Origin of the sequence: Pseudomonas sp. RIT-PI-a, assembly GCF_001187875.1 — a bacterium.
Taxonomy (GTDB): Bacteria; Pseudomonadota; Gammaproteobacteria; order Pseudomonadales; family Pseudomonadaceae; genus Aquipseudomonas; species Aquipseudomonas coleopterorum.
Genome location: NZ_LGIR01000018.1, coordinates 135,519 through 159,489, shown reverse-complemented (window position 1 = coordinate 159,489; position 23,971 = coordinate 135,519). Strand labels below are relative to the sequence as shown.

The following is a 23,971-nucleotide window of genomic DNA, read 5'->3' as shown; positions in this document are numbered from 1 at the left end:
ACGTCTTCGCGGCCGATGACCGCTCCTACAGGGGGGTCCCATGGCCCCGTGAGCCATGGGAGCGCCAGGATCAATCCATCCCGACGAAACCGCCGGTCTGATGGTGCCAGAGGCGTGCATACAGGCCCTGCTGTGCCAGAAGCTCGGTATGACTACCGATTTCCACCACCTTGCCTTTCTGCAACACCACCAGGCGATCCATCTTGGCGATGGTCGACAGCCGGTGGGCAATCGCGATCACGGTCTTGCCCTTCATCAAGGTTTCCAGGCTTTCCTGAATCGCCGCCTCGACTTCGGAGTCGAGCGCCGAAGTCGCTTCGTCCATGATCAGGATCGGTGCATTCTTCAGCAGCACGCGGGCAATGGAGATGCGCTGGCGCTGACCACCGGACAGCTTCACGCCGCGCTCCCCGACATGGGCATCGAAACCGCGACGACCTTCACTGTCGGATAACAATGGCAGGAAATCATCGGCACGCGCCTTGCGCACCGCTTCCCAGACCTGCTCCTCGGTGGCATTGGGCTTGCCGTAGCGCAAGTTGTCGAGAATGGAGCGGTGCAGCAGCGACGTGTCCTGAGTGATCAGGCCAATCTGCTCGCGCAGGCTTTCCTGGGTCACGTCGGCAATGTCCTGGCCATCGATCAGAATGCGCCCGCTGGGCAGGTCGTAGAGACGCAGCAGCAGGTTGACCAGTGTCGATTTGCCCGCCCCGGAAGGCCCGATCAACCCGATCTTCTCCCCCGGACGAATATCCAGGGTCAGGCCCTCGATGATGCTGTCGCCCTTGGGGTAGTGGAAATGCACGTCTTCGAAACGCACGTTGCCGCGGTCGACCTTGAGCCGTGGCGCGCCCTTCTTGTCGGTCACGCTGACCGGTTGGGCGATGGTCTGCAGGCCGTCCTGCACCATGCCGATGTTTTCGAAGATGCCGTTGACCACCCACATGATCCAGCCGGACATGTTGACGATACGGATCACCAAGCCCGTTGCCAGAGCGATTGCCCCCACGGAAATCAGCGATTGCGTCCACAGCCACAGGGCAAGGCCCGTAGTGCCGACGATCAACAGACCGTTGATGGTGGTGATGGCGAAATCCATGGCCGTGATCACCCGGCTGGCCAGTTGGGTTTTCTCGGTCTGCTCGCTGATTGCGTCACGGGCGTACTGTTGTTCCATGCTGGTGTGGGCAAACAGCTTGAGCGTGGCGATGTTCGAATAGCCATCGACGATGCGCCCCATCAACTTCGAGCGGGCGTCGGAGGACACTACCGAACGTTCCTTGACCCGCGGAACGAAGTAATACAGCGAAATCACATAGGCGATGATCCACAGGATCAGCGGAATCATCAGCCGCCAGTCGGCCTCGGCGAACAGCACCAGGGCACTGATCGCATAGATGAGCACATGCCACAGCGCATCGACCGCCGCCACCGCCGAGTCGCGCAGGGAGTTGCCGGTCTGCATGATGCGCTGGGCAATGCGTCCGGCGAAGTCGCTGTGGAAGAAGTTCATGCTCTGCTTGAGCACGTAGTTGTGGTTCTGCCAGCGGATCAGGCTGGTCATGCCCGGGCTGATCGCCTGGTGCACCAGCAGGTCATGCAGGCCGATGAAGATGGGCCTCAGGACCAGCGCCACCACCATCATCCAGGTCAGCTCCAGCGCGTTGTCGCTGAAGAAGTGCACGTTGGGCGTGCCCTGGGCCATGTCGATGATGCGACTGAGGTAGCGAAACAGCGCGACCTCGATCAACGCGCCGATCAGGCCGACCACCAGCAGCGTGGCGAAGCTGGGCCAGACCTGCTTGAGGTAGTAGATGTAGAAGGCCAGGACCTTGTTGGGAGGCGTTTCCGTAGGCGCTTCGCGGAAGATATCGATCCATTGTTCGAAGCGGCGATAAATGCTCAAGCGTGCTCTCCTGTGCGGGTTGACGGTCCTGGCTGAGACATGGCCGGCAGGGCGCGCGGCTTAGTCCACGCGTTTCGCCGATTTGATCATGATCGGATCACTGGGCACGTTCTGCATGCCGCTTTTGGTGGTCGTCGGCGTGTTGGCGATGTTGTCGACCACTTCCATGCCCTTGACCACCTTGCCGAAGACCGCGTAGCCAAAATCGCGACCACCATGGTCAAGGAAATCGTTGTCCTTCTGATTGATGAAGAACTGGCTGGTGGCCGAGTCCTTTACTTGAGTGCGCGCCATCGCGAGGGTTCCCCGCACGTTGTGCAAACCATTGTCGGCCTCGTTCTTGATCGGGGCCTGGGTAGGCTTTTCACGCATGTTGGCGTCGAAGCCACCGCCTTGCACCATGAAGCCCGGGATCACGCGGTGAAAAACCGTGTTGTTGTAATGGCCCTTGTCGACGTAGGCGAGGAAGTTGGCGGTGCTGATCGGCGCCTTGACCGCGTCCAGTTCGACTTCGATCGCGCCCATGCTGGTGTCGAGCAACACATGGGGGTGCTGGGCATCGGCAGCCATCAGGTGGCCTGCGAAGGAGAGGGAGCAGGCGGTCAGGAGGATTTTCTTCAGCATCGGTACGAGGTCCTTGAGGGGGGAGGCATAGGCTTTGAGCCGCAAGTGGCGCAAGCGTTCGGGGCAATGTAGCAAGCGTGCCGCCAAAGGGCGGCCCAGGCGAGCCGGCTTGGAAAAAATGAATGTTACTTAATGTTCGCAAGACGAGAGTCAGTCGTCCTGGTTCATGACGACACTGACCTGCTCCAGGGCCGGAATCGGCACGTCCAGAGGCGCGGTGTCGAAGGTGCGCAGCAACTCGACGAGAATCTGCGTGGCCGGACCCAGCGGCTTGTCCTTGTTCGAATACAGATAGAAGGTCGGGTGCCGACTGCCGCCTTGTTCCAGGGGCAGGGCGGCGAGGGTGCCCTCGCGCAGCTCACGATCGATCATGTGTCGGGGCAGCCAGGCGAAGCCCAGGCCACTGCCGACGAAGCTGGCAGCCGTGGCCAGACTGCCGACCGTCCAGCGCTGCTCCGCGCCTAGCCAGCCGACGTCACGCGGTTGCTGGCGGCCCGAATCGCGGATCACCACCTGCATGTGGCCGTGCAGATCCTGCACGCTGAGCGCGCGACCCATGCTCAGCAACGCGTGCTCGGGGTGGGCCACGGCGATGAATTCGATGGCGCTCAGTTCGGTGCCCAGGTAGCCCGGTATGCCGTAGCCGCTGATCGCCAGGTCGGCGACGCCTTCCTGCAGCACTTCCTCGACCCCCGACAGCACTTCTTCGCGCAGCCGTACGCGACAGCCGCGGCTCTGCGGCATGAACGCGGTAAGGGCGCGGATCAGCCGTGCATTGGGATAGGCAGCGTCGACCACCAGGCGCACTTCGGCTTCCCAGCCCTGCTCCATGTGGTGGGCGAGGTCTTCCAGCTGGCTGGCCTGGTTGACCAGTTGGCGGGACCTGCGCAACAGCACCGCGCCGGCATCGGTGAGCACCGCCCTGCGGCCGTCGATGCGCAACAGCGGCACGCCGAGCTGGTCCTGCATGCGCGCCACGGTGTAGCTGATCGACGACTGCGAACGGTGCAGGGCTTCGGCAGCCTGGGCGAAGCCGCCGTGGTCGACCACGGCCTGCAGGGTTCGCCATTGCTCAAGGGTGACGCGGGGCGCTTTCATCTTCGACTCCTGGTGTCCTAAGCTGGCAGCCCGCCACGGAGACTGCTCGATGATCAAATGCTGCGTTGTAGTGCTGGCCCTGCTGCCAGGCGTGTGTTTCGCCTACCCCATCGACGTGCAGAAGCAGCTCGACGACACCGACATTCTGGTCACGGCCCACGACACCGCCCCCGACATGGCCGCCGTGACCCTGCAGAACTACGGAGCCCGCGCGGCGCAGTGCAGTGTGCGCTTTCGCAATGGCCCCGAGCCGGTGCGGACCCGGCGGGTCAGCGTCGCCGCAGGGGCGTCGACCGACGCGGTGGCCAGCTTCAAGCGCAGCATTCTCAGGTTGCGAATCGAGGTGCAATGCCAGTCGAGCGTGTAGCCACCGGCACAGATGCGACACAGGGTAGAGCAATGATCGGACAAGACAACTCATTTGATGAATCACGGTAGCGATCCGCGGTGCGCTTCACTGGCCTGACCCGGCCCACATGCGCTAAGGTCCGCGCCTCGCCAATTCGGGACGCACCATGCAATACCTTCTGATCGTCACCCTCATCCAGGCTTTCTCTTTCAGCTTGATCGGCGAATACCTCGCTGGCCACGTCGACAGCTACTTTGCTGTGCTCGCCCGGGTGCTGCTCGCCGGGCTGGTATTCCTGCCGCTGACGCGCTGGCGTCAGGTCGAACCGCGCTTCCTGCGCGCCATGCTGCTGATCGGCGCGCTGCAGTTCGGCATCACCTACGTCTGTCTGTACCTGAGCTTTCGGGTCTTGAGCGTGCCGGAGGTGCTGCTCTTCACCATCCTGACGCCAGTGCACGTGACGCTGATCGAGGACGCGTTGAACCGTCGTTTCAACCGTTGGGCGCTGGTGGCGGCGCTGGTCGCGGTGGCGGGGGCCGCAGTGATTCGTTTCGACCGCGTCAGCCCGGACTTCTTCATCGGTTTCCTGTTGCTGCAGCTGGCCAACTTCACCTATGCGGCCGGACAGGTGCTGTACAAGCATCTGCTGGCGCGCCACCCCAGCGACCAGCCACAGTACCGACGCTTCGGCTACTTCTACGTCGGTGCCTTGCTGGTGGTGCTGCCGGCCTTCCTGCTGTTCGGCAACCCCCACAATCTGCCACAGACGCCGGTACAGTGGAGCGTGCTGGCGTTCCTGGGGCTGGTGTCAACGGCGCTTGGCATGTATTGGTGGAACAAGGGCGCCAGCCGCGTGCCGGGCGCCACACTGGCGGTGATGAACAATCTCCACGTGCCGGTCGGCCTGCTGCTCAACCTGCTGATCTGGAATCAGGACGAGCCCTTGGGGCGACTGTTCCTCGGCGGTGGTGTGATCTTGTTCTCGGTCTGGTTGAGTCGGTTGGATGCGCGCGCCCAGATCGCTAGCCGATAGTGGGGGCAGGGCGGGAAGGTGATGCAAGCAGCCCTGCATGCAGCGAGATACCCAGTGCACGCGTCACCTTCAGTATCGTCGCGAAGCTCGGATTGCCGTCCTCCGAAAGAGCCTTGTACAGACTTTCCCGACCCAGCCCGGTGTCCCTCGCCACCTGGGCGATGCCCTTGGCGCGCGCAATGTTGCCCAACGCCTTGGCAATGAATGCCGCGTCATCACCAGCTTCGGCCATGCAAGCATCGAAGTACATGATCATGTCTTGATCGGTTTTGAGATGTTCGGCGCTATCCCATTCCCGTAGCTTGATTTTCATCGTTCCTGTTCCTGAAGTTGTTGTGCCATACGCTTGGCGGTAGCAATGTCGGAGGACTGTGTCGACTTGTCGCCACCGGCCAACAGCACTATCCAGCACTGCTCGTGTCGCATGAAGTACAGGCGGTACCCTGGCCCAAAATGAAGCCGCATCTCGCATACGCCTTCTCCCACTGACTGCCAGTCACCCCAGTTCCCGTCTTCCAGCCTGTCGATCCGGGCCTGGATCCGTATGGCTGCCTGGCGATCACGCAATCGAGTGAACCAGCGCTCAAACACATCCGTTGTGGCTATCTTCATCAGCATAGATCCGTATCCCATGGGATACAAATTTTCTTGAACGCTGGTTCCTAGGACAAGCCCGAAACTGTGTACCGGGGTTTCCAGGTATCGTCTTCTACTTTATGGGCCGGGTGGGCGACCGCATTGTGCCTACCGTATGCGGGGCGTAGAATCCGCCGCATCTGGCGTCGCCCCTCAAACTCATAACAATCATTCATTGCATGCTCCGCTTGGCTTGAGGGTCAGGCGGCACACGTATGCGTGGTGTTTGTTAAGGCGCGACCGTTCCCACTATTTTTGAGAGTCGCTGAAGCCATCCAATGAATACGCCTTCGAATACACCCACAGGCAGCTGGTCCAGCGTGATTGCGTTGGCGCTGGCGGCTTTCATCTTCAATACCACGGAGTTCGCGCCGGTCGGGTTGTTGACCTCGATCGGTCTGAGCTTTGCGATGCCGACGGCGCAGGTGGGGCTGATGTTGACGGTGTATGCCTGGGTGGTGTCGCTGATGTCGCTGCCGATCATGCTGCTCACGCGCAACATCGAGCGGCGTCGGTTGCTGATCGGCGTGTTCATCCTGTTCGTGGCCAGCCATGCGGTGTCCAGTATCGCCTGGAGCTATGGCGTGCTGCTGGCCAGCCGTATCGGCATCGCGTTCGCCCACGCCTTGTTCTGGTCGATCACGGCATCGCTGGCGGTGCGGCTGGCGCCACCGGGCAAGCACACTCAGGCGCTGGGCCTGCTGGCCACCGGCACGTGCCTGGCCATGGTGCTGGGCGTGCCATTGGGGCGGGTGGTCGGTGAAGCGCTGGGCTGGCGCACCACATTCGTGGGAATCGGCGTGGTGGCCACGCTAGTGGCGCTGTGGCTGGCGAAAAGCCTGCCGGCGCTGCCCAGCCAGAATTCAGGTTCGCTGCGCAGCCTGCCCATGCTGCTCAAGCGGCCGGTGCTGGTGGCGTTGTATGTGACGACTGCGCTGGTGATTACCGCTCAGTACACCGCTTACAGCTACATCGAACCCTTCGTGCAGGCTGCGGCGCGCATGAGCGGGGAAATGACCACGACGCTGCTGTTGCTGTTCGGCGGTGCCGGGGTGATCGGCTCGCTGGTGTTCAGCCGCTACAGCGGTCGCTATCCGCGTGGTTTCATGGTGGCGTCGATCGCGTTGCTGGCCCTCTGCCTGATGCTGTTGCTGCCGTTGGCGCGCTACGCCACCTATCTGGGTGGGGTGAGTGTGGTCTGGGGCATTTCGATCATGTGCTTCAGCCTGGCGATGCAGTCCAAGGTCCTGGAGCTGGCCCCGGATGCCACGGACGTGGCCATGGCGCTGCATTCGGGGATCTACAACGTCGGTATCGGCGGTGGGGCGTTGCTGGGCAGTGTGGTGATCACCCAGGTGGGCGTGGCCAACATCGGCCTCGTTGGCGCGTTGATGGCAGGGGCGGGTCTGCTTCTGTGTTGGCACACGACCTATCGGCGCGTTCAGTCAGCGCCTGCCTCGGGTTGATCGATCTGCAATATCGCGTTGATCGCTGACGCGGCTCGCGCCGCTGCTACAGGGGATGCGTTGATGCTGGACGCGGGTTGGCCGTTGGTGCACGCGAATGCGTTGTTGCCGGACGTGGCTTGCGCCGCTGGTGCACGGAATGCGGTCTCTGTAGCAGCGGCGCGAGCCGCGTCGGCGGCGCACGCGGTTTGTCTGGCTAAACGCATTGCGGCCGAATGCAGCATCGAGGGCGTAACTAACGGTTCCGCTGCAAACCCTTTTTAAAATACAATCGATCTCATTTACATCTGACAGGATGCCGATGATGGTCGAGCCGGCGAGGGTGGACGCTCGGGCGTTCGAGACGCTCTATCGCGACAATCGCAGCTGGCTGGAGCAATGGCTCAGCCGGCGCCTGGGCAGTGCCTGGGATGCGGCGGACCTGAGCCAGGATACGTTCATCCGGGTGCTGGCCAGTTCTCAGTCGGTGGCCGAGTTGCAGGAGCCGCGTGCTTACCTCAAGACGGTCGGCAAACGGCTGCTGATCAATTTCTACCGTCGGCGCAGTCTGGAACAGGCCTATCTCGACGCGCTCGCCACCCTGCCCGCCGATGTCGCACCTGCGCCGGAACAGCGCTGGCAGGTGCTGGAAACCCTGCACGCTCTGGATCAACTGCTCGATGGCTTACCGGCCAAGGTTCGCCGGGCCTTTCTACTCAGCCAGCTAGAAGGGTTGGGCTATCGAGAAATCGCCGAGCGCTTGAAGGTCACCGAGCGCAGCGTCAAGCGCTACATGGCCCAGGCCTACGAACATTGCCTGCTGGCCGAACTGTGCTGAATGCCGAGCCGAGGGACGAAACCCGCCACGCTGCCCGCTCGGCGGCCCGCTGGTGGGTGTGCATGGAGTCTGGCGCCGTCACGGAACAGGACCTCGCCCGCCTGCAACGCTGGCGCCAAGCCAGTGAGGCGAATGAGTCCGCCTGGCGCCGGGTAGCGGCGCTCAAGGGCCGTTTCCAGGTTCTGCCGCCGGCGCTGGCAATGGCCAGCCTCGATCGTCCCGGCCACGGCCGCCGCGACCTGCTCAAGGGGTTGTTGGGGCTGACCGTGGCTGCGCCGGCCGCCTGGTGGGTTGCGCGTGAGCTGCCCATCGATGCCTGGCGCGCCGACGTGGCCACCGCCACCGGCGAGCGACGCCAATTGACCTTGGCCGATGGCAGCGTGTTGCACATCAATACCGCCACTGCGGTCGATATCGACCCTGGCCAACGGCAACTCACGCTGCTGCGCGGGGAGATTCGGTTGCGTCTGGCCAATGCCATGCCGTTCGACATCCATACGCCGCTTGGCAGCGTGAGGCTTGACCAGGGTGAAATCAATGTGCGCCAGGACGACGGCCTCTGTCGGCTGTCGGTACTCACCGGGCAGGCCGATGTGCGGCCTACCGGTTTTGCGCCGCTCACCTTGCGCGCGGGCCAGCACGTTCAGTTGTCCGGCACCGGTCCAGGTCCGATCGAGCGCTTCGACCCTCGCCAGCCTGGCTGGCGCGAGGGCGTGATCGTTGCGTTGGACCAGCCTCTTGGGGATTTTCTGCGCGATCTGGATCGCTATCGTCCCGGCATCTTGCGCTGGCAGCCGGAGCTGGAAGCGCTGCGCGTCACGGGCAGTTTTCGTCTGGAAGATCCAGATCAGGTGCTGAACCTGCTGGCTGTCAGTCTGCCGCTGCGGGTCCAGTGGCGCACACGCTATTGGGCCACGCTGGTGCCACAGGAAAAACCTGCCTAGCGCCTGTCCCCTTTTTCGCGCTCGCTTGTCATGGAGAGGTAAGCACACTCAAAGAGCCTTCAGCCATGCCCCCTCGGCCCCCTCGTTCGTTTCTCCGTTACAGCCGCACAGCCTCGGCGCACTACGCGCGTGCCTTGCCCCTCAGCCTTCTGCTTGGCATTGCACCCATGCCCATGCAGATGGCGTTTGCCGAGGACGCAGCCCGTGTCTACAACGTACCCCGAGGCGAACTCGCCGCCTCGTTGACCCGCTTTGCCAGCCAGGCGGGCGTCAGCCTGTCGGTGGCGCCTGCCTTGGTCAACGGTCGGCAGAGCGCCGGTCTGGTCGGCGAGTACAGCGTGGAGGGCGGCTTCGCTCAACTGCTGGCCGGCAGCGGTCTGCGCCTGCAAGCGGTGGGAGAGGATGCCTATACGCTCGTGGCTGCGCCCTTGGGTGCCGACGTGCTGGAGATCACGCCCACCACCGTGACCGGTGCCGCACAAGGCAGCGTGACGGAGCAGCCCTATGCCGGTGGGCAGGTCGCACGCAGTGGCGCTCAAGGTTTGCTCGGCGCACGTGACTTCATGGACACGCCCTTCAGCATGACCAGCTACACCAGCGAGACCGCGCGAAATCAGCAGGCCCGCACCCTGGGCGATCTGGTGGCCAGCGACCCGGCAGTGCGTACCACCAACCCGGCCGGCGGGCGTTTCGAGCAGTTCACCATCCGCGGCTTCAGCCTGTTCAACAGCGATGTGTCGTACAACGGGCTATACGGAATACTGCCCACGTACTCCATCGACATGGAGATGGCCGAGCGGGTGGATATCCTCCGTGGGCCCAGCCAGTTGATCAACGGCATCTCCCCTCGGGGCAGCGTCGGCGGCGGTATCAACGTGGTGCCCAAGCGCGCCACCGACACGCCGATCAACGAGCTCACCGCCAGCTATGCCTCCGACAGCCAGGCCGGTGGCGCCTTGGACATCGGCCGACGCTTTGGCCAGGACAACCAGTTTGGCCTGCGCCTGAACGCGGTGAAACAGGCGGGCGACACTACCTGGGACAAGCAGAGCGTGGACCGGGAAATGGCCGTGATCGGCCTGGATTTCCGCGGCGAACGCCTGCGGCTGTCTACCGATGTTGGGCATACCGAGCGTGATACCGATGCGCCTCAGGAGCGTGTTCAGGTCGGCGCCAATGCCCGCGTGCCCGGTGCCAACCATGTGCGCGACAACTATGCGCAGGGCTGGAGCAAGGCGCGTACCCAGGATACCTTCGGGGCGTTCAATGGTGAGTATGATCTGAGCGATTCGCTGATGCTGTACGGCAGCGTCGGTGCTAGGGAGAGTAATCATGATTTCCTTCGGCACAACGTGTCGGTCATCAATGATGCCGGCGATTTCGACGTGCTGCCCCGCGACTTCACCCGTGATGAAAGCGTACGCACGGCCACGCTGGGCGCGCGCAAGTGGCTGCAGACCGGCCCGGTCAGCCACGAGCTGAACCTGGCTGTCAGTCATTTCTACATGGACTTCACCAATGGCGGCGCGCGCTACGCCAGGGGGCGCAGCAATCTCTACGCGCCCGTTGCCACGGCGACGCCGTCCAACCCCACCCGTCAGGACCCCAAGGTCTATACCGAGAACCGGTTCGACGGCGTGGCCCTGTCCGACACTCTTGGCTTCTTCGACGATCGGCTGCTGTTGACCCTCGGTGGTCGCTGGCAGCGGGTCAAGGTGGATGACTGGAGCGATGGGGTGAAAGGCGATACGGCTTACGACGAGGAAAAGTTTTCACCGTCTGCGGGCGTGCTCTACAAGCTCACCGACGAGCTGTCGTTGTATGCGAACTATCTGGAAGGTCTGAGCCAAGGCAAGATTGCGCCTTCCACGTCGATCAACGAAGACGAGATATTCCCGCCTTTCATCAGCCGGCAGGTCGAGGTAGGTGCGAAGTACGATCTCGGCAGCCTGGCCATCACCGCCGCTGCTTTTCGCATCAAGCAGCCGGCGTACGAAACCAACGCGCTCACCCGCACCTTCGGCCCCAATGGCAAGCGCGAGAACAATGGCGTGGAATTGAGTGTGTTCGGCGAACCGCTGACGGGCGTGCGCCTGCTGGGCGGGGTGATGTACATCGACAGCGAGTTGACGGGCACCAGCGCAGGGGCCTTCGATGGCAACCGCGCACCGGCCACGCCCGAGCTCAATGTCAATTTGGGGGCGGAGTGGGACGTTCCGGCATTGCCCGGGTTGACCCTCACCGGGCGCGGTATCTATTCCAGCTCGCAATACCTGGATCAGGCCAACAGCAAGGAAATCGACAGTTGGGAGCGATTCGATGTAGGTGCCCGGTATGCATTCAAGGTGCAGGGCAAGGCGGTTACCCTGCGCGCCAATGTCGAGAACCTACTGGACAAACGCTACTGGGCCTCGGCCGGCGCCTCCGACGACAGCGAACCTGGTTTGACCCTCGCTACCCCGCGAACCTATCTGGTTTCTGCCACGGTCGGCTTCTGACTGTCCGTGGGATCGGCCATCTGTGGGAGCAGTCATCTGTGGAGGCAGGCATCTGTGGAGGCAGGCATCTGTGGGAGCGGGCTCTGCCCGCGAAAAGAGCACCGCGGTGTGTCAGGTGTACGGCGGTGAGGCCTTCGCGGGCAGAGCCCGCTCCCACAGTGGAGCGGTGCTCGCCTGCCCCATTGCGGGGTGCTGCTAACCTGTGGAGCACCAACAAATTGTGGGAGCGGTGCTCGCCTGCCCCATTGCGCGGTGCTGCTTACCTGTGGAGCACCGACAAACTGTGGGAGCGGGCTCTGCCCGCGAAGAAGGCGCCGCGGATTTCGGCGTCACACCTTGAAGCGCCCGACCAGGCCGCGCAGGTTCGCGGAAATGTCCGTCAGACGCCCCGACCCCGACTGCGCCGTGTGCGCATACTCCTCGACCAACTGAGCATCGGCATGAATCTGCGCGATGTGCCGGTTGATCTCTTCGGCCACCTGATGCTGCTCCTCGGCGGCCGTGGCGATCTGATTGTTCTGGTCGCGTATCGAATCGACCGACGTGCGTATCTTGTCGAAACTGTCCCGCGCCGACTGGATGCATTCGACGCTGTCCTGGGACACCTGCAGGCTGCCCTGCATCTGCTGGGTGATCACCTCGGTGCGGCGGGCAAGGTTGCCTAGCAGCCCATCGATCTCGCCGGTCGAGTCGGCCGTGCGCCGAGCCAGCGCACGTACCTCATCGGCGACCACCGCAAAACCGCGACCCTGATCACCGGCCCGAGCCGCTTCGATGGCCGCATTCAGGGCCAGCAGGTTGGTCTGCTCGGCGATCGAACGAATGGTGTCCAGAATGCTGTTGATGTTCTTGCTGTCCTGCTGCAGCAGCTGCATGGTTTCGGTCGATTGCTGCAGCTCGGAACTCAGTCTGAGCACGCTGGTGGTCGCCTCGCCGATACGCTGCTGGCCATCATGGACTTGCTGATAACCGTTGTCCGCGCTGGTGGCCGCCTGCCCGCAGGAACGGGCCACTTCATTGGCGGTGGCGACCATTTCGTTGAACGCGGTGCTGACCAGTTCCACCGCTTCGCGCTGGCGACCGGCGACTTCGTCCATGTTGCGAGCCACCTCCTGGGTGTCGGCAGCGGCCACCTGCAGATCGGAAGACGCGGTCCCGATGCGTTGCACCAATTGAGCGATCATCCCCACAAACTGGTTGAACCAGCCCGCCAGCGCCGCCGTTTCATCCTTGCCCTGGACCTTGAGCTGGCGCGTCAGGTCGCCTTCACCCTCGGCGATCTCCTGCAGACCGTTGGCGACGCCACGGATCGGACGCACGATGACACCGGCGAAGCTGGCGCCAACCAAGGCGAACACCACGGCCAGCACTGCCGCGATGGCCGCGATCAGCCAGGTCAGGTTCGAAGCCTGGGCCATCCCTTCCTCTCGCTCGATCAGGCCGATGAACCGCCAACCCAGCCCGGCCGAGCTGACGATGTTGGCCATGTAGACCTTGCCGTCGATCTCGATCTGAGTCGGGCCATCGCCATGCCTGGCCAACTCGGCGTAGTTGCCGCCCAGGTCGGCCAGCGGTTTGAAATTGTGCTTCGCATCGCTGGCATCCACCAGCACGTTGCCGTTGGCTTCGATCAGCATCAGGTAGCCGCTGGTGCCCAGCTTGATGTTCTTCACCAGTTCGGTCATCTGCTTGAGCGACACATCCAGGCCGACCACGCCGACCACCTGGCCTGCGGCGTCGGTGACACTGCGCACCGTGCCGATCAACGACACATCGTCCGGTGCCCAATAGTAGGCGTCGGTGCGCACCGTGGTTCCCGGAGCGGCCATCGCAGCCTTGTACCAGGGCCGTTGGCGCGGGTCGTAATTGGCGATCTTGGGGTCATCGGGCCAGCTGGCGTAACCACCGTCGCTCAAGCCCAGCGACAGGTAAGCCGTGCTCGGATGGGTCTTGGCGAAGCCATCGAAGATGTCCAGCAGGCGCCGATTGCTCTCGGTCAGAGGCACCTGCGCTGCGTCCGCGCCCGTGTAGTTCTTCAGATCCCTGGCAGCGACGATACGAGGATCCTTGGCGATGTACTCGACGTTCTGGCTGATGCCGTCGAAGAACTGTTTGATGCCATTGTCGATCTGCCGGATCTCACGGCCGCTGCTGTCGACGAAGTCGGCCCTGGCCGCTTCGCGCAGGTTGAAGACGACGAGCGCGGCCACCACGATGACCGGGAGGCAGGCGATGACCGCAAAGCCCCAAGTGAGTTTTTGCTTGATGTTCATGGACTATTCCGCTGGTGTTGTAAGTGTTGGTCGGCAGAAAAAGACAAGACGTGCAGCGTGAGCTCTAGGCATATTCTTTTGAGTGTTTTCTAACTATCGGCGACGAACGGCAAATCTGAATGAGGCCCATCGGCGACCGGACAGACGGAGGGGAGGAGTATCGAAAAGATTGAGGGACGAGCGTTGTTCGGCGGTACTTTCCCAACCGTTCAGAGTCTACAGAGCGACCTTCCTCACAGAGCCTTCGCGCATGCCCACCGTACCTCGCCTCCCTCTGCTCGCCGCTGCGCTGGCAGCGGTCATGCAACCCTGCCTGGCTGCGCCGCGCAGTGTGCCCTCCATCGAAACCGAAGATGCCGCATTGGGCAGTGTCGAAATCGGCGAGGCCTCCGGTCGCTTTCACCCGCAGTTGAGCATCGATGCCCGCAATGGTGATTTCGCGCGCGGCAACTACGACGATGACGCCGCCAGTCTCGATCGGATTCCGTTGCATGCCCAGGCCGGCTTCGCCCTGGACCTGCATCAGGCCGCCGACGGCAGCGCCGATGCCTGGCTGGTGTTCAGCACTAGCAACGGTTTCCACAGCGCGTCGAGCGACGAAACAGTGAGCCCACGCCGCTGGTACGAGAGCAACAACCTGCTCGGTCTGGTGGTTTCGCCCAGCGAGAGGTTGCGACTGGGCTTCGTCTATACCGTCAAGACCAGCCCGAACGATGTCGCCGCCACCACCCAGGAGGCAAGTTTCACCCTGGCCTACCAGGCTGACTCCGGGTTCGGCGCGTGGCGACCGGGACTGGCCGTCACCAGCCGCACTCAAGGTGACAGCGGTCTCTACACCCAAGGTACGCTGGAGCCCGGCATGGACTTGAGCGATGCAGGCTTGCGCCTGAGTTTCCCCAGTGCCGTCGGGGTCGGCTGGAACGGCTTCTACGGTCCCGATTCAGGTGATCGCCTGTATGCCCGTACCGGACTGGCGCTCGAGCAACCCTTCCAGTGGAGCGAAACCCGCTGGAGCGCCCGTGCCGAAGCCTTGGCCATCTATCGCGACGGCACCCTGCGCGAACTCAGCGGCCCGGACGGAGAGACCGACAGCGTCGTGCCTCAGGTGACCCTGAGTCTGTCCATGGCGTACTGAAAGAGGAGGGCGGGCGTGCCGTAGGCGACGCCCGTTCCAGCAAGGCTCAGGGCAGTGGGTTGCCGCCGGTGACACCGAACACTTCGCCGGTGATGTAGCTCGATTCCTGAGTGGCCAGCAGCACGTAGATCGGCGCGCACTCGGCTGGCTGCCCTGGACGACCCATGGGTGTTTCCGAACCGAACTCGGGGATCTTCTCCTGGGGTTGGCCACCGCTGGGCTGCAGAGGTGTCCAGAACGGCCCAGGTGCCACGGCATTGACCCGGATGCCCTTGCCGATGACCTGCTTGGCCAGAGCTTTGGTGAACGCCACGATCGAAGATTTGGTGGGCGCGTAGTCGAGCAACGTTTCCGACGGCTGATAGGCCTGGATCGACGCCGTATTGATGATGGTTGCACCCGCTGGCAGGTGCGGCAGCGCCGCCTTGCACAGCCAGAACATTGCATACACGTTGGTCTTGAAGGTCGCGTCGAACTGCTCGGTGGTGAGCTCGGCGATGTCCTTCTGGGCCGTCTGCTTGCCGGCCACGTTGACCAGCACGTCGAGTCCGCCGAGCGCCTCAACCGCCTGCTCGACCAGGGAATTGCAGAACGCTTCATCCTTCAGGTCGCCTGGCACGGCAATCGCCTTGCGCCCTTCGGCCTCGATCAAAGCAACCACTTCCCGGGCATCGGCTTCTTCCTCGGGCAGATAGTTGAGGACGATGTCGGCACCCTCGCGAGCATAGGCGATGGCTGCTGCCCGGCCAATGCCAGAGTCAGCCCCGGTAATCAGCGCCTTGCGCCCGACCATCCGGCCAAACCCCTTGTAACTGGTTTCCCCATGATCCGCCGCCGGCTGCATTTTGTGCACAGTCCCCGGCGCCGTTTGCGGCTGCTTGGGAAACTCGGGGGTCGGGTATTGGGTAAGGGGATTCTGCATGCTGTACTGGTTTTCGGTGGTCATAAGGCAGTGTCCTCTAAAGATTGCTCGGGGCTGTACGGTGCTGCACAGCATCGGGTAGTCCTGAAAATGGAGGGCGCGTGGAAAGTCATCGTTCAGTTTTTCTGGATGAAACAAAAGTGAAGTTGTTCGCGATCTTGTGGGGGAGGGGCGGGCGGCGAGCCCTCTTCCCGCGAAGCCTTCTCGTCACTTCTACGCCAAAACACCGGCTCGGCTGACGAGCTCTACCAAGACACACCTTGATTCAGAATCCTGCCTTCGGCAAAAAATGGTAACGGTATGATCTGGCGCATCCCCATCCCTTGCAGAGGTTTCCATGTCGTCCAGACTGATCGCTTACCCGGCCGTGGTCGCGTTGACCGTGCTTCTTGCTGGCTGCGACGCGGCCGAGAATGCCGCGAACAAAGTCATCGAAACGTCCAAGACACAGCTGGTCGAAGCTGCGCGCGACACTTTCAGCGAATCCGCCAAGCAGATCAACGAGACGATCGACAAGGCACAGCAAAGCGCCAAGCCGTGGATGACGGACGGTGACAAGGAAGCCGAAACCCAGCATTCGGCTGCGGATCGGGAGGAGAAGGCTAAGTCGGAGGGGTGAGTCTGGTTCGTTTCCACCGAGGCTGCGGCATGCCGTAGGAGCGGTCATCGGCCGCGAAGGGCGCACTGCGTAGTGCTTAGTACACCGCACCGCCTGGTTCGCGGCCACGGACCGCTCCTACGAAAGGCATTGCTTTCAATGCGGGCCAGTCACCGCCACCAACCCACCGCGCAGATCCGCGCCGCTGGGCTTCTGGTACACGCTCAACCCGAACTCCGGCAGCACCGCCAGCAGGTAATCGAAGATATCCCCCTGAATCCGCTCGTACTCGGCCCAGGCCGTGGTGCGAGTGAAGCAGTAGATTTCCAGGGGTACGCCTTCGGCGGTGGCTTCCATCTGCCGGACCATGCAGGTCATGTTCGGCTGGATGTCGGGGTGGGCGTTGAGGTACGCCAGGGCGTAGGCGCGGAAGGTGCCCAGGTTGGTCATGCGGCGCTGGTTGGCGGACAGTTCAGCCACTTCGCCCTGGGCTGCGTTCCAGGCCTTGAGTTCGGCCTGCTTGCTGCTGACATAGCCGCTGAGCAGATGCACCTGGGTCAGGCGTAGCTGTTCCTGTTCGTCGAGAAAACGCACGCCGCTGGCATCGATGTTCAGCGCCCGCTTGATGCGACGGCCGCCGGACTGCTGCATGCCGCGCCAGTTCTTGAACGACTCGCTCATCAAGCGCCAGGTGGGGATGGAGACGATGGTCTTGTCGAAGTTCTGGATCTTCACCGTGTGCAGGGTGATGTCGACGACGTCGCCGTCGGCGCCCACCTGGGGCATTTCGATCCAGTCGCCGACGCGCAGCATGTCGTTGCTGGTCAATTGCACGCTGGCGACGAACGACAGCAGGGTGTCTTTGTAGACCAGCAGGATGACCGCCGACATGGCACCCAGGCCGGACAGCAGCAGTAACGGCGAGCGGTCGATCAAGGTGGCGACGATAATGATCGCGCCGAAGATGTACAGGATCATCTTCGCCAGTTGCACGTAGCCCTTGATCGAGCGGGTGCGGGCGTGTTCGGTGCGGGCGTAGATGTCGAGCAGGGCATTGAGCAGGGCGCCCAGCGCCAGCACCATGAACAGGATGGTGAAGCCCAGCGCGATGTTGCCGATGACGTGCTTGCTGTTGTCGCTCAGCACCGGGATCAGGCCCAGGCTGAACTGCACCACCAGCGACGGCGTCATTTGCGCCAGGCGGTGAAAGACCTTGTTGTGCAGGAAGTCGGTGAGCCAGTGCAGCGAAGGTCGGCGGCTGAGCAGCTTGACCGCGTGCAGGGTGAGAAAGCGTGCCAGGCGGCCCAGGGTGAAGGCGGCGATCAGCAGCAGGAACAGCGACACACCGGCCTGCAGGATCGGCTGGTCGTCGAGGCCCGTGACGAAGATGACGGTTTGTTGCCAGAGCGATTCGATATTCATGGGTGGGCGTGCAGCTCCCGAGTTGAAAAGGGGGCGGGGATTAAAGCCCATTGCGCAGGGCAATCGCCACGCCTGGAAAGATTTGCACGCAATTTACCGAGTTACGGGTAAAGAAATTCGGCTAATCGTCCGCAAACCGGTACCCTATGCAGTCGAATTTATGTACTCCGTCGAGGTAACACCCGTGTTTTCCCAATTCGCCCTGCATGAACGCCTGCTCAAAGCCGTCGCCGAGCTGAAATTTGTCGAGCCGACGCCGGTGCAGGTAGCGGCCATTCCTTTGGCCTTGCAAGGGCGCGACCTGCGGGTGACGGCGCAAACCGGCAGCGGCAAGACCGCGGCATTCGTGCTGCCGATCCTCAACCGCTTGATGGGGCCGGCCAAGGTCCGCGTCGACATCCGTGCCGTGATCCTGTTGCCGACCCGCGAGCTGGCGCAGCAGACCTTGAAGGAAGTGGAGCGCTTCAGCCAGTTCACCTTCATCAAGGCCGGCCTGATCACCGGTGGTGAAGACTTCAAGGTGCAGGCCGCCATGCTGCGCAAGGTGCCGGACATCCTCATCGGTACGCCGGGCCGTTTGCTGGAGCAGTTGAACGCTGGCAACCTGGACCTCAAGAACGTCGAGGTGCTGGTGCTCGATGAAGCCGACCGCATGCTCGACATGGGCTTCTCCGAAGACGTGACGCGCCTGAGCCAGGAGTGTGCCCAGCGTGAACAGACTCTGCTGTTCTCGGCGACCACCGGCGGCGCCGGTCTGCGCGAGATGATCGGCAAGGTGCTCAGGGACCCCGAGCACCTGCTGATCAACAACGTCAGCCAGCTGGCCGAGGGCACTCGCCAACAGATCGTCACGGCCGACCACAACGTCCACAAGGAGCAGATCCTCAACTGGCTGCTGGCCAACGAGACGTACCAGAAGGCGATCATCTTCACCAACACCCGGGCCATGGCCGATCGTATCTACGGGCGTCTGGTGGCACAGGAATACAAGGCTTTCGTCCTGCACGGCGACAAGGACCAGAAAGACCGCAAGCTGGCCATCGACCGCCTCAAGCAGGGTGGCGTGAAGATCCTCGTGGCCACAGACGTGGCCGCCCGTGGTCTGGACGTCGACGGTCTGGATCTGGTGGTCAACTTCGACATGCCACGCAGCGGCGACGACTACGTGCACCGCATCGGCCGCACCGGCCGTGCCGGCAACGAAGGCCTGGCGATTTCCCTGATCTGCCACGGTGACTGGAACCTGATGTCCAGCATCGAGCGCTACCTCAAGCAGACCTTCGAGCGTCGTGTGATCAAGGAAGTGAAAGGTACCTACGGCGGACCCAAGAAGGTCAAGGCGTCGGGCAAGGCAGTCGGCGTGAAGAAGAAAAAGACCGACAAGGACAAGAAGGGCGACAAGAAAAGCGTCGCCAAGGGCCCGACCAAGCGCAAGAGCGTCAACCGTCCCAAGGCCGATACCCCAGCCTTGGTGAGCCAAGACGGCCTGGCGCCGCTCAAGCGCCGCAAGCCTGCCGTCAGCGAGTAACCTGCGTAGGGCAGGTCTGCTTCCCTCCGGAGGCCAGACCTGCCAAAACACCCCGCAAAGCCGTCTTCCCGCAACTCCCCCGCACACACCCGGTCCCATGCCTGGCAAGCCCTTTCACTCATGTGTTGGAGGTTCTTCCGGATGACCACTTACAACTGGCAATTGATCGAGCGTCTGTTGCACGAAGTGCAGAACGGCGCCCATCAGGATTTCACCCCAGATATCTACGCTCAGGACCACGCCGAGGCGACCGCCGCGCAGGGTGATACGTCGGCCGCTGTCGATCAGTTGGCGACTCAAGCGAGCGATTATCAAGCGCTGTTGCTGGAGCGGGGCTTCATCGAGCAGCGTCCGGACAGCGAGGGCGGCACGGGGCGCAATTTCCAACTGACCTTGCGCGGATCCAGTCTGTTGAGCCTGATAGATAGCAGTATTCCGGATAACGACCACGGGCTCGAAGTGCTCGATGATCAGGATGATGCGCTGGACCCGGCGACTTTTGATGAAGTGGCCAGTAAGCCGCAGATTGTGTGAGTTGGGGCGGATAATTCGGTAGGGCGGTCTGCCTGAAACTTCGCGGCGCCTGCTTCGCGGGCAGAGCCCGCTCCCACAATATGGGCAGAGTGTGCCCCCACGGCGCAATTAAGTCCGTGCCGGAGCGGTCATCTTCCGGAATGCTCGGTACCGTTGAGGGCCTTGGGTTGTATGGCTTGATACACTGGTGTTTTCCTTGCGGGAGAGCACTGTGATGCCGAGGTCATTTGTCCCATGAGCGCGGAACGTCGTCAGACCGATGGCTTCGCCCTCAAGGTCATGCTTGGGCTTTGCCTGATCTGGGGGATCCAGCAGGTCACCATCAAATGGGCCGCTGTGGATATCGCCCCGGTGATGCAGGCGGCCATGCGCTCGGGTATTTCCGCCGTGCTGGTGGCGATGCTGCTCTGTTGGCGCGGTGGTTGGGGGCATGTGCCCTATACCTGGCGTGCCGGGCTGGTCGCCGGCTCGCTGTTCGGTCTGGAGTTCCTGTTCATCGCCGAAGGTTTGAAGCTGACTTCGGCGGCGCACATGTCGGTCTTTCTTTACACCGCGCCGGTCTTCACCGCACTCGGCCTGCATGCGCTGCTGCCAGGGGAACGCCTGCGGCCTTTGCAATGGCTGGGCATTGCCCTGGCGTTCAGCGGTATCGCCTTTGCTTTCGCGGGAGGCATCTCCTGGGAGCATCTGGATCGACGCATGCTGCTGGGGGACGCCATGGGCTTGATGGCGGGGCTCTGCTGGGGGGCGACCACGGTGGTGGTACGCACTTCACGGCTGTCCGAAGCGCCCGTTGCCCTGACCTTGTTCTATCAGCTGATCGTGTGCGTGGTTGGACTGTTGATCATCGCCCTCGCCACGGGCCAGTTCAGCCATGTCACCTTCACGCCCATTGGCACCGCCAGCGTGTTGTTCCAAGGCGTTGTGGTCTCCTTTGCCAGCTTTCTGATCTGGTTCTGGCTGCTGCGCCGCTACCTGGCGTCCAACCTTGCCGTGTTCTCGTTCATGACGCCCTTGTTCGGCGTGACCTTCGGTGTGGTATTGCTGGGCGAGCCGTTGAGCATGAACTTCATTCTGGGGGCGGTTTGCGTGCTGTTGGGCATCACCCTGGTCAGTGCCGAGCAGTGGGTGCGCCGCCGATTACGAATCTGGATAACGTAATGAATTACTCGCCGGGTCGATGATCAATTAATAGGACTGCGACTTTTCGACACAAGTGCGTGCATGCATCCTACGTCGCTTAGCGCTATGATCGAACAGAAGCGACGGACCATGACCGTCGTTAGGGTTTTTCCCTGAAGGGGGGCGATATGAACGGTAACTTGTACAACTGGCTCCATGATCTGGCTGTCGCATTGGGGCTGGTGCCACCGCCGCCGCAGCCTGTGCCCATCCCGGTCGATAACCACCGACCACGACAGCGTCCACGGCGCTGAGCCTTTTCGGCCCGCCTCGCGCTATGCAAAACGCCCCTTACGGGGCGTTTTTCGTTCCGGGCATCGCTGGCGTGGTTCAAGCCGCCTGAGTGTTCGCGCGGCTGGCGTCGATCTTGGCCAGGTAGGCGTCTACCCGTGCGATGGCCGCTTCGTCGACGAACAGGCCCAGCTTGCTGCGCCGCCACAGGACGTCGTCGCTGCGTGTGGCCCATTCCTGCTCGTACAGATAATCCACTTCGCGGCTGTACAGGCCTGCACCCAGTTCTTCGCCCAGATCGGCCAGCGACTGTGCGCCTTCGATCAGGCTCCAACTGCGGCTGCCGTAGCTGACGGCCCACCGTTCAGCCAGCCCGCTTGGCAGCCAAGGTGCCTTGGCGCGCATGGCCTGAGCCAGTGCCTGGGGCGTGGTCATGTCTTCGCCGCCAGGCAGGGCACTGGTCGCCGTCCAGCTGCCGCGCATCTGGGTGAAGAATGGCTTGAGCTGCGCCATGGCCGACTCCGCCAGCTTGCGGTAGGTGGTCAGCTTGCCGCCGAACACCGACAAGATCGGCGCTTCACCCTGACCGCCGCTGAGCGACAGGGTGTAGTCGCGGGTAATGGCCGACGGGTTGTCCGACTCGTCGTTGCACAGCGGGCGAACACCTGAATAAGTGCGCACGATGTCGCTGCGGCTGACCTGCTTCTTGAAGTGGGCGTTGACCACCTTGAGGATGTAGTCGGTTTCGGCGTCGGTGATTTCCACCTTGGACGGATCGCCGGTGTACTCGCGGTCGGTAGTGCCCAGGATGGTGAAGCGGTCCAGGTACGGAATGGTGAAGACAATCCGCTGGTCTTCGTTCTGCAGGATGTGCGCCTGCTCGCCTTCGTACAGACGTGGCACGATCAGGTGGCTGCCTTGGATCAGGCGGATGCCATACGGGGATTGCAGTTGCAGGTCGTCGCGGATGAACTTCGCCACCCAAGGGCCTGCTGCGTTGATCAGGGCGCGAGCCTTCAACGTGAAGGTGCTGCCGTCCTCGCGCTGCAGATTGACCTGCCATACACCGTCCACACGCTTCGCATCGATGCAACGGGTGCGGGTGTGGATGTGTGCGCCTTTTTCCCGCGCGGCCATGGCGTTCAATACCACCAGGCGGGCGTCGTCCACCCAGCAGTCGGAGTATTCGAAGCCGCGGGTGATTTCCGGCTTCAGTGCACTGTCGGCACCGAAACGCAGGCTGCGCGAGCCGGGCAGTTTTTCCCGCTTGCCCAGGTTGTCGTAGAGGAACAGCCCGGCGCGGATCATCCACGCAGGACGCAGATGAGGTCGGTGTGGCAACACGAAACGCATCGGCTTGACGATGTGCGGGGCCTTGGCCAGCAGCACTTCGCGTTCGGCCAGCGCCTCGCGCACCAGGCGGAATTCATGGTGTTCCAGATAACGCAGGCCACCATGGATCAGCTTGCTGCTGGCCGACGAGGTGTGGCTGGCAAGGTCGTCCTTCTCGCAGAGAAAGACGGAGAGCCCACGCCCGGCAGCGTCGGCGGCGATCCCCACACCATTGATGCCACCACCGATCACGGCGACGTCGTAGATTTCAGCCAACGGTTGGCGGGGCAAGGTCGAATGGGGCATGGCAGCCTCCTGCGTTTATCAAGGAGCGTTCGAATGGGTGCTTTGAATTCGAACATCAATGTTCAATTTCGAAAATACTAGCCCAATACGTAGGGGTTAGCCAGTCGAAGATGATTGAATTTGTTGATCGTCGCAGGCGAAAGCGAAGAAATGTGAACATCAGAGGTGCGTGCAACCGAACGCGACCCTTGCCGGGTGGGGTTCGTGGGCGAACGGGCGGGGGAAGGGCGCGGCTTGCGCCGCTGCCACAGGGTCAGACGATGTCCAGACGAATCTTGTGCTGTTGCAGCAATTGCAGCAGGGCGGGGACGGGGGGCTGGTCGGTGACCAGGCAATCGATCAGGCTGATCGGGCCCAGGCGAACCATGGCATTGCGGCCGAACTTGCTTGAGTCGGCGGCCAGGATGACCTGCCGCGCGTTGGCGATGATCGCCTGACTGACGCGAACTTCCTGATAGTCGAAGTCCAGCAGGCTGCCGTCTTCGTCGATGCCACTGATGCCGACCAGGGCGAAGTCGACCTTGAACTGGGTGATGAAGTCGATACTGGCCTGACCCACCACGCCGCCGTCGCGACGCACGTTGCCGCCGGCCAGCAGCACATCGAAATCGTCCTTGCCACTGAGGATCGAGGCCACGTGCAGGTTGTTGGTGATGATCTTCAGATGGCTGTGGTTGAGCAGGGCGCGAGCGATGGATTCCGTGGTGGTGCCGATGTTGATGAACAGCGAAGCATGGTCGGGGATCTGGGCGGCGATGGCTTCGGCGATGCGTTGTTTCTCGTCACGCATCTGGTCGGCACGCATGGCGTAGGCCGTGTTCTCGATGCTCGAGTCGTAGGCGGCGCCACCGTGGTAACGGCGCAGCAGGTTGACCTCGGCCAGTTGGTTGATGTCACGCCGAATGGTCTGCGGTGTCACGACGAACAGCTGGGCCATTTCCTCGATGCTGACATAGCCGCGTTCGCGTACCAGTTCCAGGATCTGCTGTTGGCGGGGAGGCAGGTTCATGGGGCTTCCTTTGGCTGCCATGCAAAAGCATGCATGATGCCGCAGCAAAGGCCCCCATCGCCAGACTTGATTGCAGGGGCCGGCATTGCATCAATCCGCAAGGCACCGGCCGGATTGCCCGGCCGGTG

General features: G+C 62.5%; 21 protein-coding genes and 2 pseudogenes. 12 read left to right on the top strand and 11 right to left on the bottom strand.

What is annotated here, in order from left to right:
* Nucleotides 1-70 precede the first annotated feature (70 nt).
* From AC788_RS13510 to AC788_RS13500, 3 genes are all read right to left on the bottom strand, one after another.
* A complete protein-coding gene (locus AC788_RS13510) occupies nt 71-1,900 on the bottom strand; it encodes an ABC transporter ATP-binding protein (RefSeq protein ID WP_049861144.1) in 1,830 nt (609 codons plus the stop codon).
* Between the two features lie 66 nt (nt 1,901-1,966).
* A complete protein-coding gene (locus tag AC788_RS13505; RefSeq protein ID WP_049861099.1) occupies nt 1,967-2,530 on the bottom strand; it encodes a peptidylprolyl isomerase in 564 nt (187 codons plus the stop codon).
* A 150-nt stretch (nt 2,531-2,680) separates the two neighbouring features.
* Nucleotides 2,681-3,628, bottom strand: coding sequence for a LysR family transcriptional regulator (locus AC788_RS13500; RefSeq protein WP_049861098.1), 948 nt, complete (start codon nt 3,626-3,628; stop codon nt 2,681-2,683).
* 49 nt (nt 3,629-3,677) lie between these two features.
* Between AC788_RS13500 and AC788_RS13495 the strand changes: the two genes are divergently transcribed.
* Together AC788_RS13495 and AC788_RS13490 are read left to right on the top strand one after the other, a co-directional pair.
* Nucleotides 3,678-3,995: a hypothetical protein gene (locus AC788_RS13495; protein WP_049861097.1), complete on the top strand. Its 318-nt coding sequence runs from the start codon at nt 3,678-3,680 to the stop codon at nt 3,993-3,995.
* Between the two features lie 148 nt (nt 3,996-4,143).
* Entirely contained in the window at nt 4,144-5,010 is an 867-nt protein-coding gene (locus AC788_RS13490; RefSeq protein ID WP_049861096.1) for a carboxylate/amino acid/amine transporter, read from the top strand.
* Here the strand turns inward: AC788_RS13490 and AC788_RS13485 are convergent.
* Both AC788_RS13485 and AC788_RS13480 read right to left on the bottom strand, forming a co-directional pair.
* Entirely contained in the window at nt 5,000-5,323 is a 324-nt protein-coding gene (locus AC788_RS13485; protein ID WP_049861095.1) for an addiction module antidote protein, read from the bottom strand. The two genes, AC788_RS13490 and AC788_RS13485, sit on opposite strands and share 11 nt — an antisense overlap.
* Nucleotides 5,320-5,622 (bottom strand): type II toxin-antitoxin system RelE/ParE family toxin, encoded by a 303-nt coding sequence (locus tag AC788_RS13480; protein WP_236690522.1) that lies wholly within the window; start codon nt 5,620-5,622, stop codon nt 5,320-5,322. Before AC788_RS13480 ends, AC788_RS13485 begins: the two co-directional genes overlap by 4 nt.
* 302 nt (nt 5,623-5,924) lie before the next feature.
* Between AC788_RS13480 and AC788_RS13475 the strand changes: the two genes are divergently transcribed.
* From AC788_RS13475 to AC788_RS13460, 4 genes are all read left to right on the top strand, one after another.
* Nucleotides 5,925-7,112 carry a sugar transporter gene (locus AC788_RS13475; protein ID WP_049861094.1) on the top strand — a complete coding sequence of 396 codons (1,188 nt, stop codon included), beginning with the start codon at nt 5,925-5,927 and terminating at the stop codon, nt 7,110-7,112.
* Nucleotides 7,113-7,416: 304 nt separating this feature from the next.
* On the top strand, nt 7,417-7,929 hold the full coding sequence (locus AC788_RS13470) for a sigma-70 family RNA polymerase sigma factor (RefSeq protein WP_049861093.1): 513 nt from the start codon (nt 7,417-7,419) through the stop codon (nt 7,927-7,929).
* A complete protein-coding gene (locus tag AC788_RS13465; protein WP_049861142.1) occupies nt 7,926-8,873 on the top strand; it encodes a FecR domain-containing protein in 948 nt (315 codons plus the stop codon). Before AC788_RS13470 ends, AC788_RS13465 begins: the two co-directional genes overlap by 4 nt.
* Before the next feature lie 167 nt (nt 8,874-9,040).
* Nucleotides 9,041-11,371, top strand: coding sequence for a TonB-dependent receptor (locus AC788_RS13460; protein WP_236690524.1), 2,331 nt, complete (start codon nt 9,041-9,043; stop codon nt 11,369-11,371).
* A gap of 329 nt (nt 11,372-11,700) precedes the next feature.
* Here the strand turns inward: AC788_RS13460 and AC788_RS22225 are convergent.
* A pseudogene (locus tag AC788_RS22225) lies at nt 11,701-12,237 on the bottom strand (methyl-accepting chemotaxis protein); the annotation flags it as partial.
* A gap of 324 nt (nt 12,238-12,561) precedes the next feature.
* Nucleotides 12,562-13,644: pseudogene (locus AC788_RS22220) on the bottom strand (HAMP domain-containing protein); the annotation flags it as partial.
* Between the two features lie 250 nt (nt 13,645-13,894).
* Between AC788_RS22220 and AC788_RS13450 the strand changes: the two are divergent.
* The gene (locus AC788_RS13450; protein ID WP_236690521.1) at nt 13,895-14,779 is read left to right on the top strand and encodes a hypothetical protein; all 885 of its coding nucleotides are present in this window, start codon (nt 13,895-13,897) and stop codon (nt 14,777-14,779) included.
* Between the two features lie 46 nt (nt 14,780-14,825).
* Here the strand turns inward: AC788_RS13450 and AC788_RS13445 are convergent, their stop codons facing one another.
* Nucleotides 14,826-15,725 (bottom strand): SDR family oxidoreductase, encoded by a 900-nt coding sequence (locus tag AC788_RS13445; protein ID WP_049861091.1) that lies wholly within the window; start codon nt 15,723-15,725, stop codon nt 14,826-14,828.
* A 313-nt stretch (nt 15,726-16,038) separates the two neighbouring features.
* Between AC788_RS13445 and AC788_RS13440 the strand changes: the two genes are divergently transcribed.
* Entirely contained in the window at nt 16,039-16,320 is a 282-nt protein-coding gene (locus tag AC788_RS13440) for a hypothetical protein (RefSeq protein ID WP_049861090.1), read from the top strand.
* A gap of 135 nt (nt 16,321-16,455) precedes the next feature.
* On the opposite strand, the gene AC788_RS13435 is transcribed toward AC788_RS13440, so the two are convergent.
* Nucleotides 16,456-17,721 (bottom strand): mechanosensitive ion channel family protein, encoded by a 1,266-nt coding sequence (locus AC788_RS13435; protein ID WP_049861089.1) that lies wholly within the window; start codon nt 17,719-17,721, stop codon nt 16,456-16,458.
* A 184-nt stretch (nt 17,722-17,905) separates the two neighbouring features.
* On the opposite strand from AC788_RS13435, the gene AC788_RS13430 reads away from it, so the two are divergent.
* The 4 genes from AC788_RS13430 to AC788_RS22070 all read left to right on the top strand — a co-directional run bounded on the left by AC788_RS13430 (nt 17,906) and on the right by AC788_RS22070 (nt 21,219).
* The gene (locus AC788_RS13430; protein ID WP_049861139.1) at nt 17,906-19,249 is read left to right on the top strand and encodes a DEAD/DEAH box helicase; all 1,344 of its coding nucleotides are present in this window, start codon (nt 17,906-17,908) and stop codon (nt 19,247-19,249) included.
* 141 nt (nt 19,250-19,390) lie between these two features.
* Nucleotides 19,391-19,783: a hypothetical protein gene (locus tag AC788_RS13425; protein WP_049861088.1), complete on the top strand. Its 393-nt coding sequence runs from the start codon at nt 19,391-19,393 to the stop codon at nt 19,781-19,783.
* Between the two features lie 234 nt (nt 19,784-20,017).
* A complete protein-coding gene (locus tag AC788_RS13420) occupies nt 20,018-20,944 on the top strand; it encodes a DMT family transporter (protein WP_049861087.1) in 927 nt (308 codons plus the stop codon).
* A 149-nt stretch (nt 20,945-21,093) separates the two neighbouring features.
* On the top strand, nt 21,094-21,219 hold the full coding sequence (locus tag AC788_RS22070; protein ID WP_330218330.1) for a PA1414 family protein: 126 nt from the start codon (nt 21,094-21,096) through the stop codon (nt 21,217-21,219).
* 76 nt (nt 21,220-21,295) lie between these two features.
* Here the strand turns inward: AC788_RS22070 and glpD are convergent, their stop codons facing one another.
* Both glpD and AC788_RS13410 read right to left on the bottom strand, forming a co-directional pair.
* On the bottom strand, nt 21,296-22,834 hold the full coding sequence (glpD, locus tag AC788_RS13415; RefSeq protein WP_049861086.1) for a glycerol-3-phosphate dehydrogenase: 1,539 nt from the start codon (nt 22,832-22,834) through the stop codon (nt 21,296-21,298).
* 253 nt (nt 22,835-23,087) lie between these two features.
* Nucleotides 23,088-23,843 carry a DeoR/GlpR family transcriptional regulator gene (locus AC788_RS13410; RefSeq protein WP_049861085.1) on the bottom strand — a complete coding sequence of 252 codons (756 nt, stop codon included), beginning with the start codon at nt 23,841-23,843 and terminating at the stop codon, nt 23,088-23,090.
* Nucleotides 23,844-23,971: the final 128 nt, after the last annotated feature.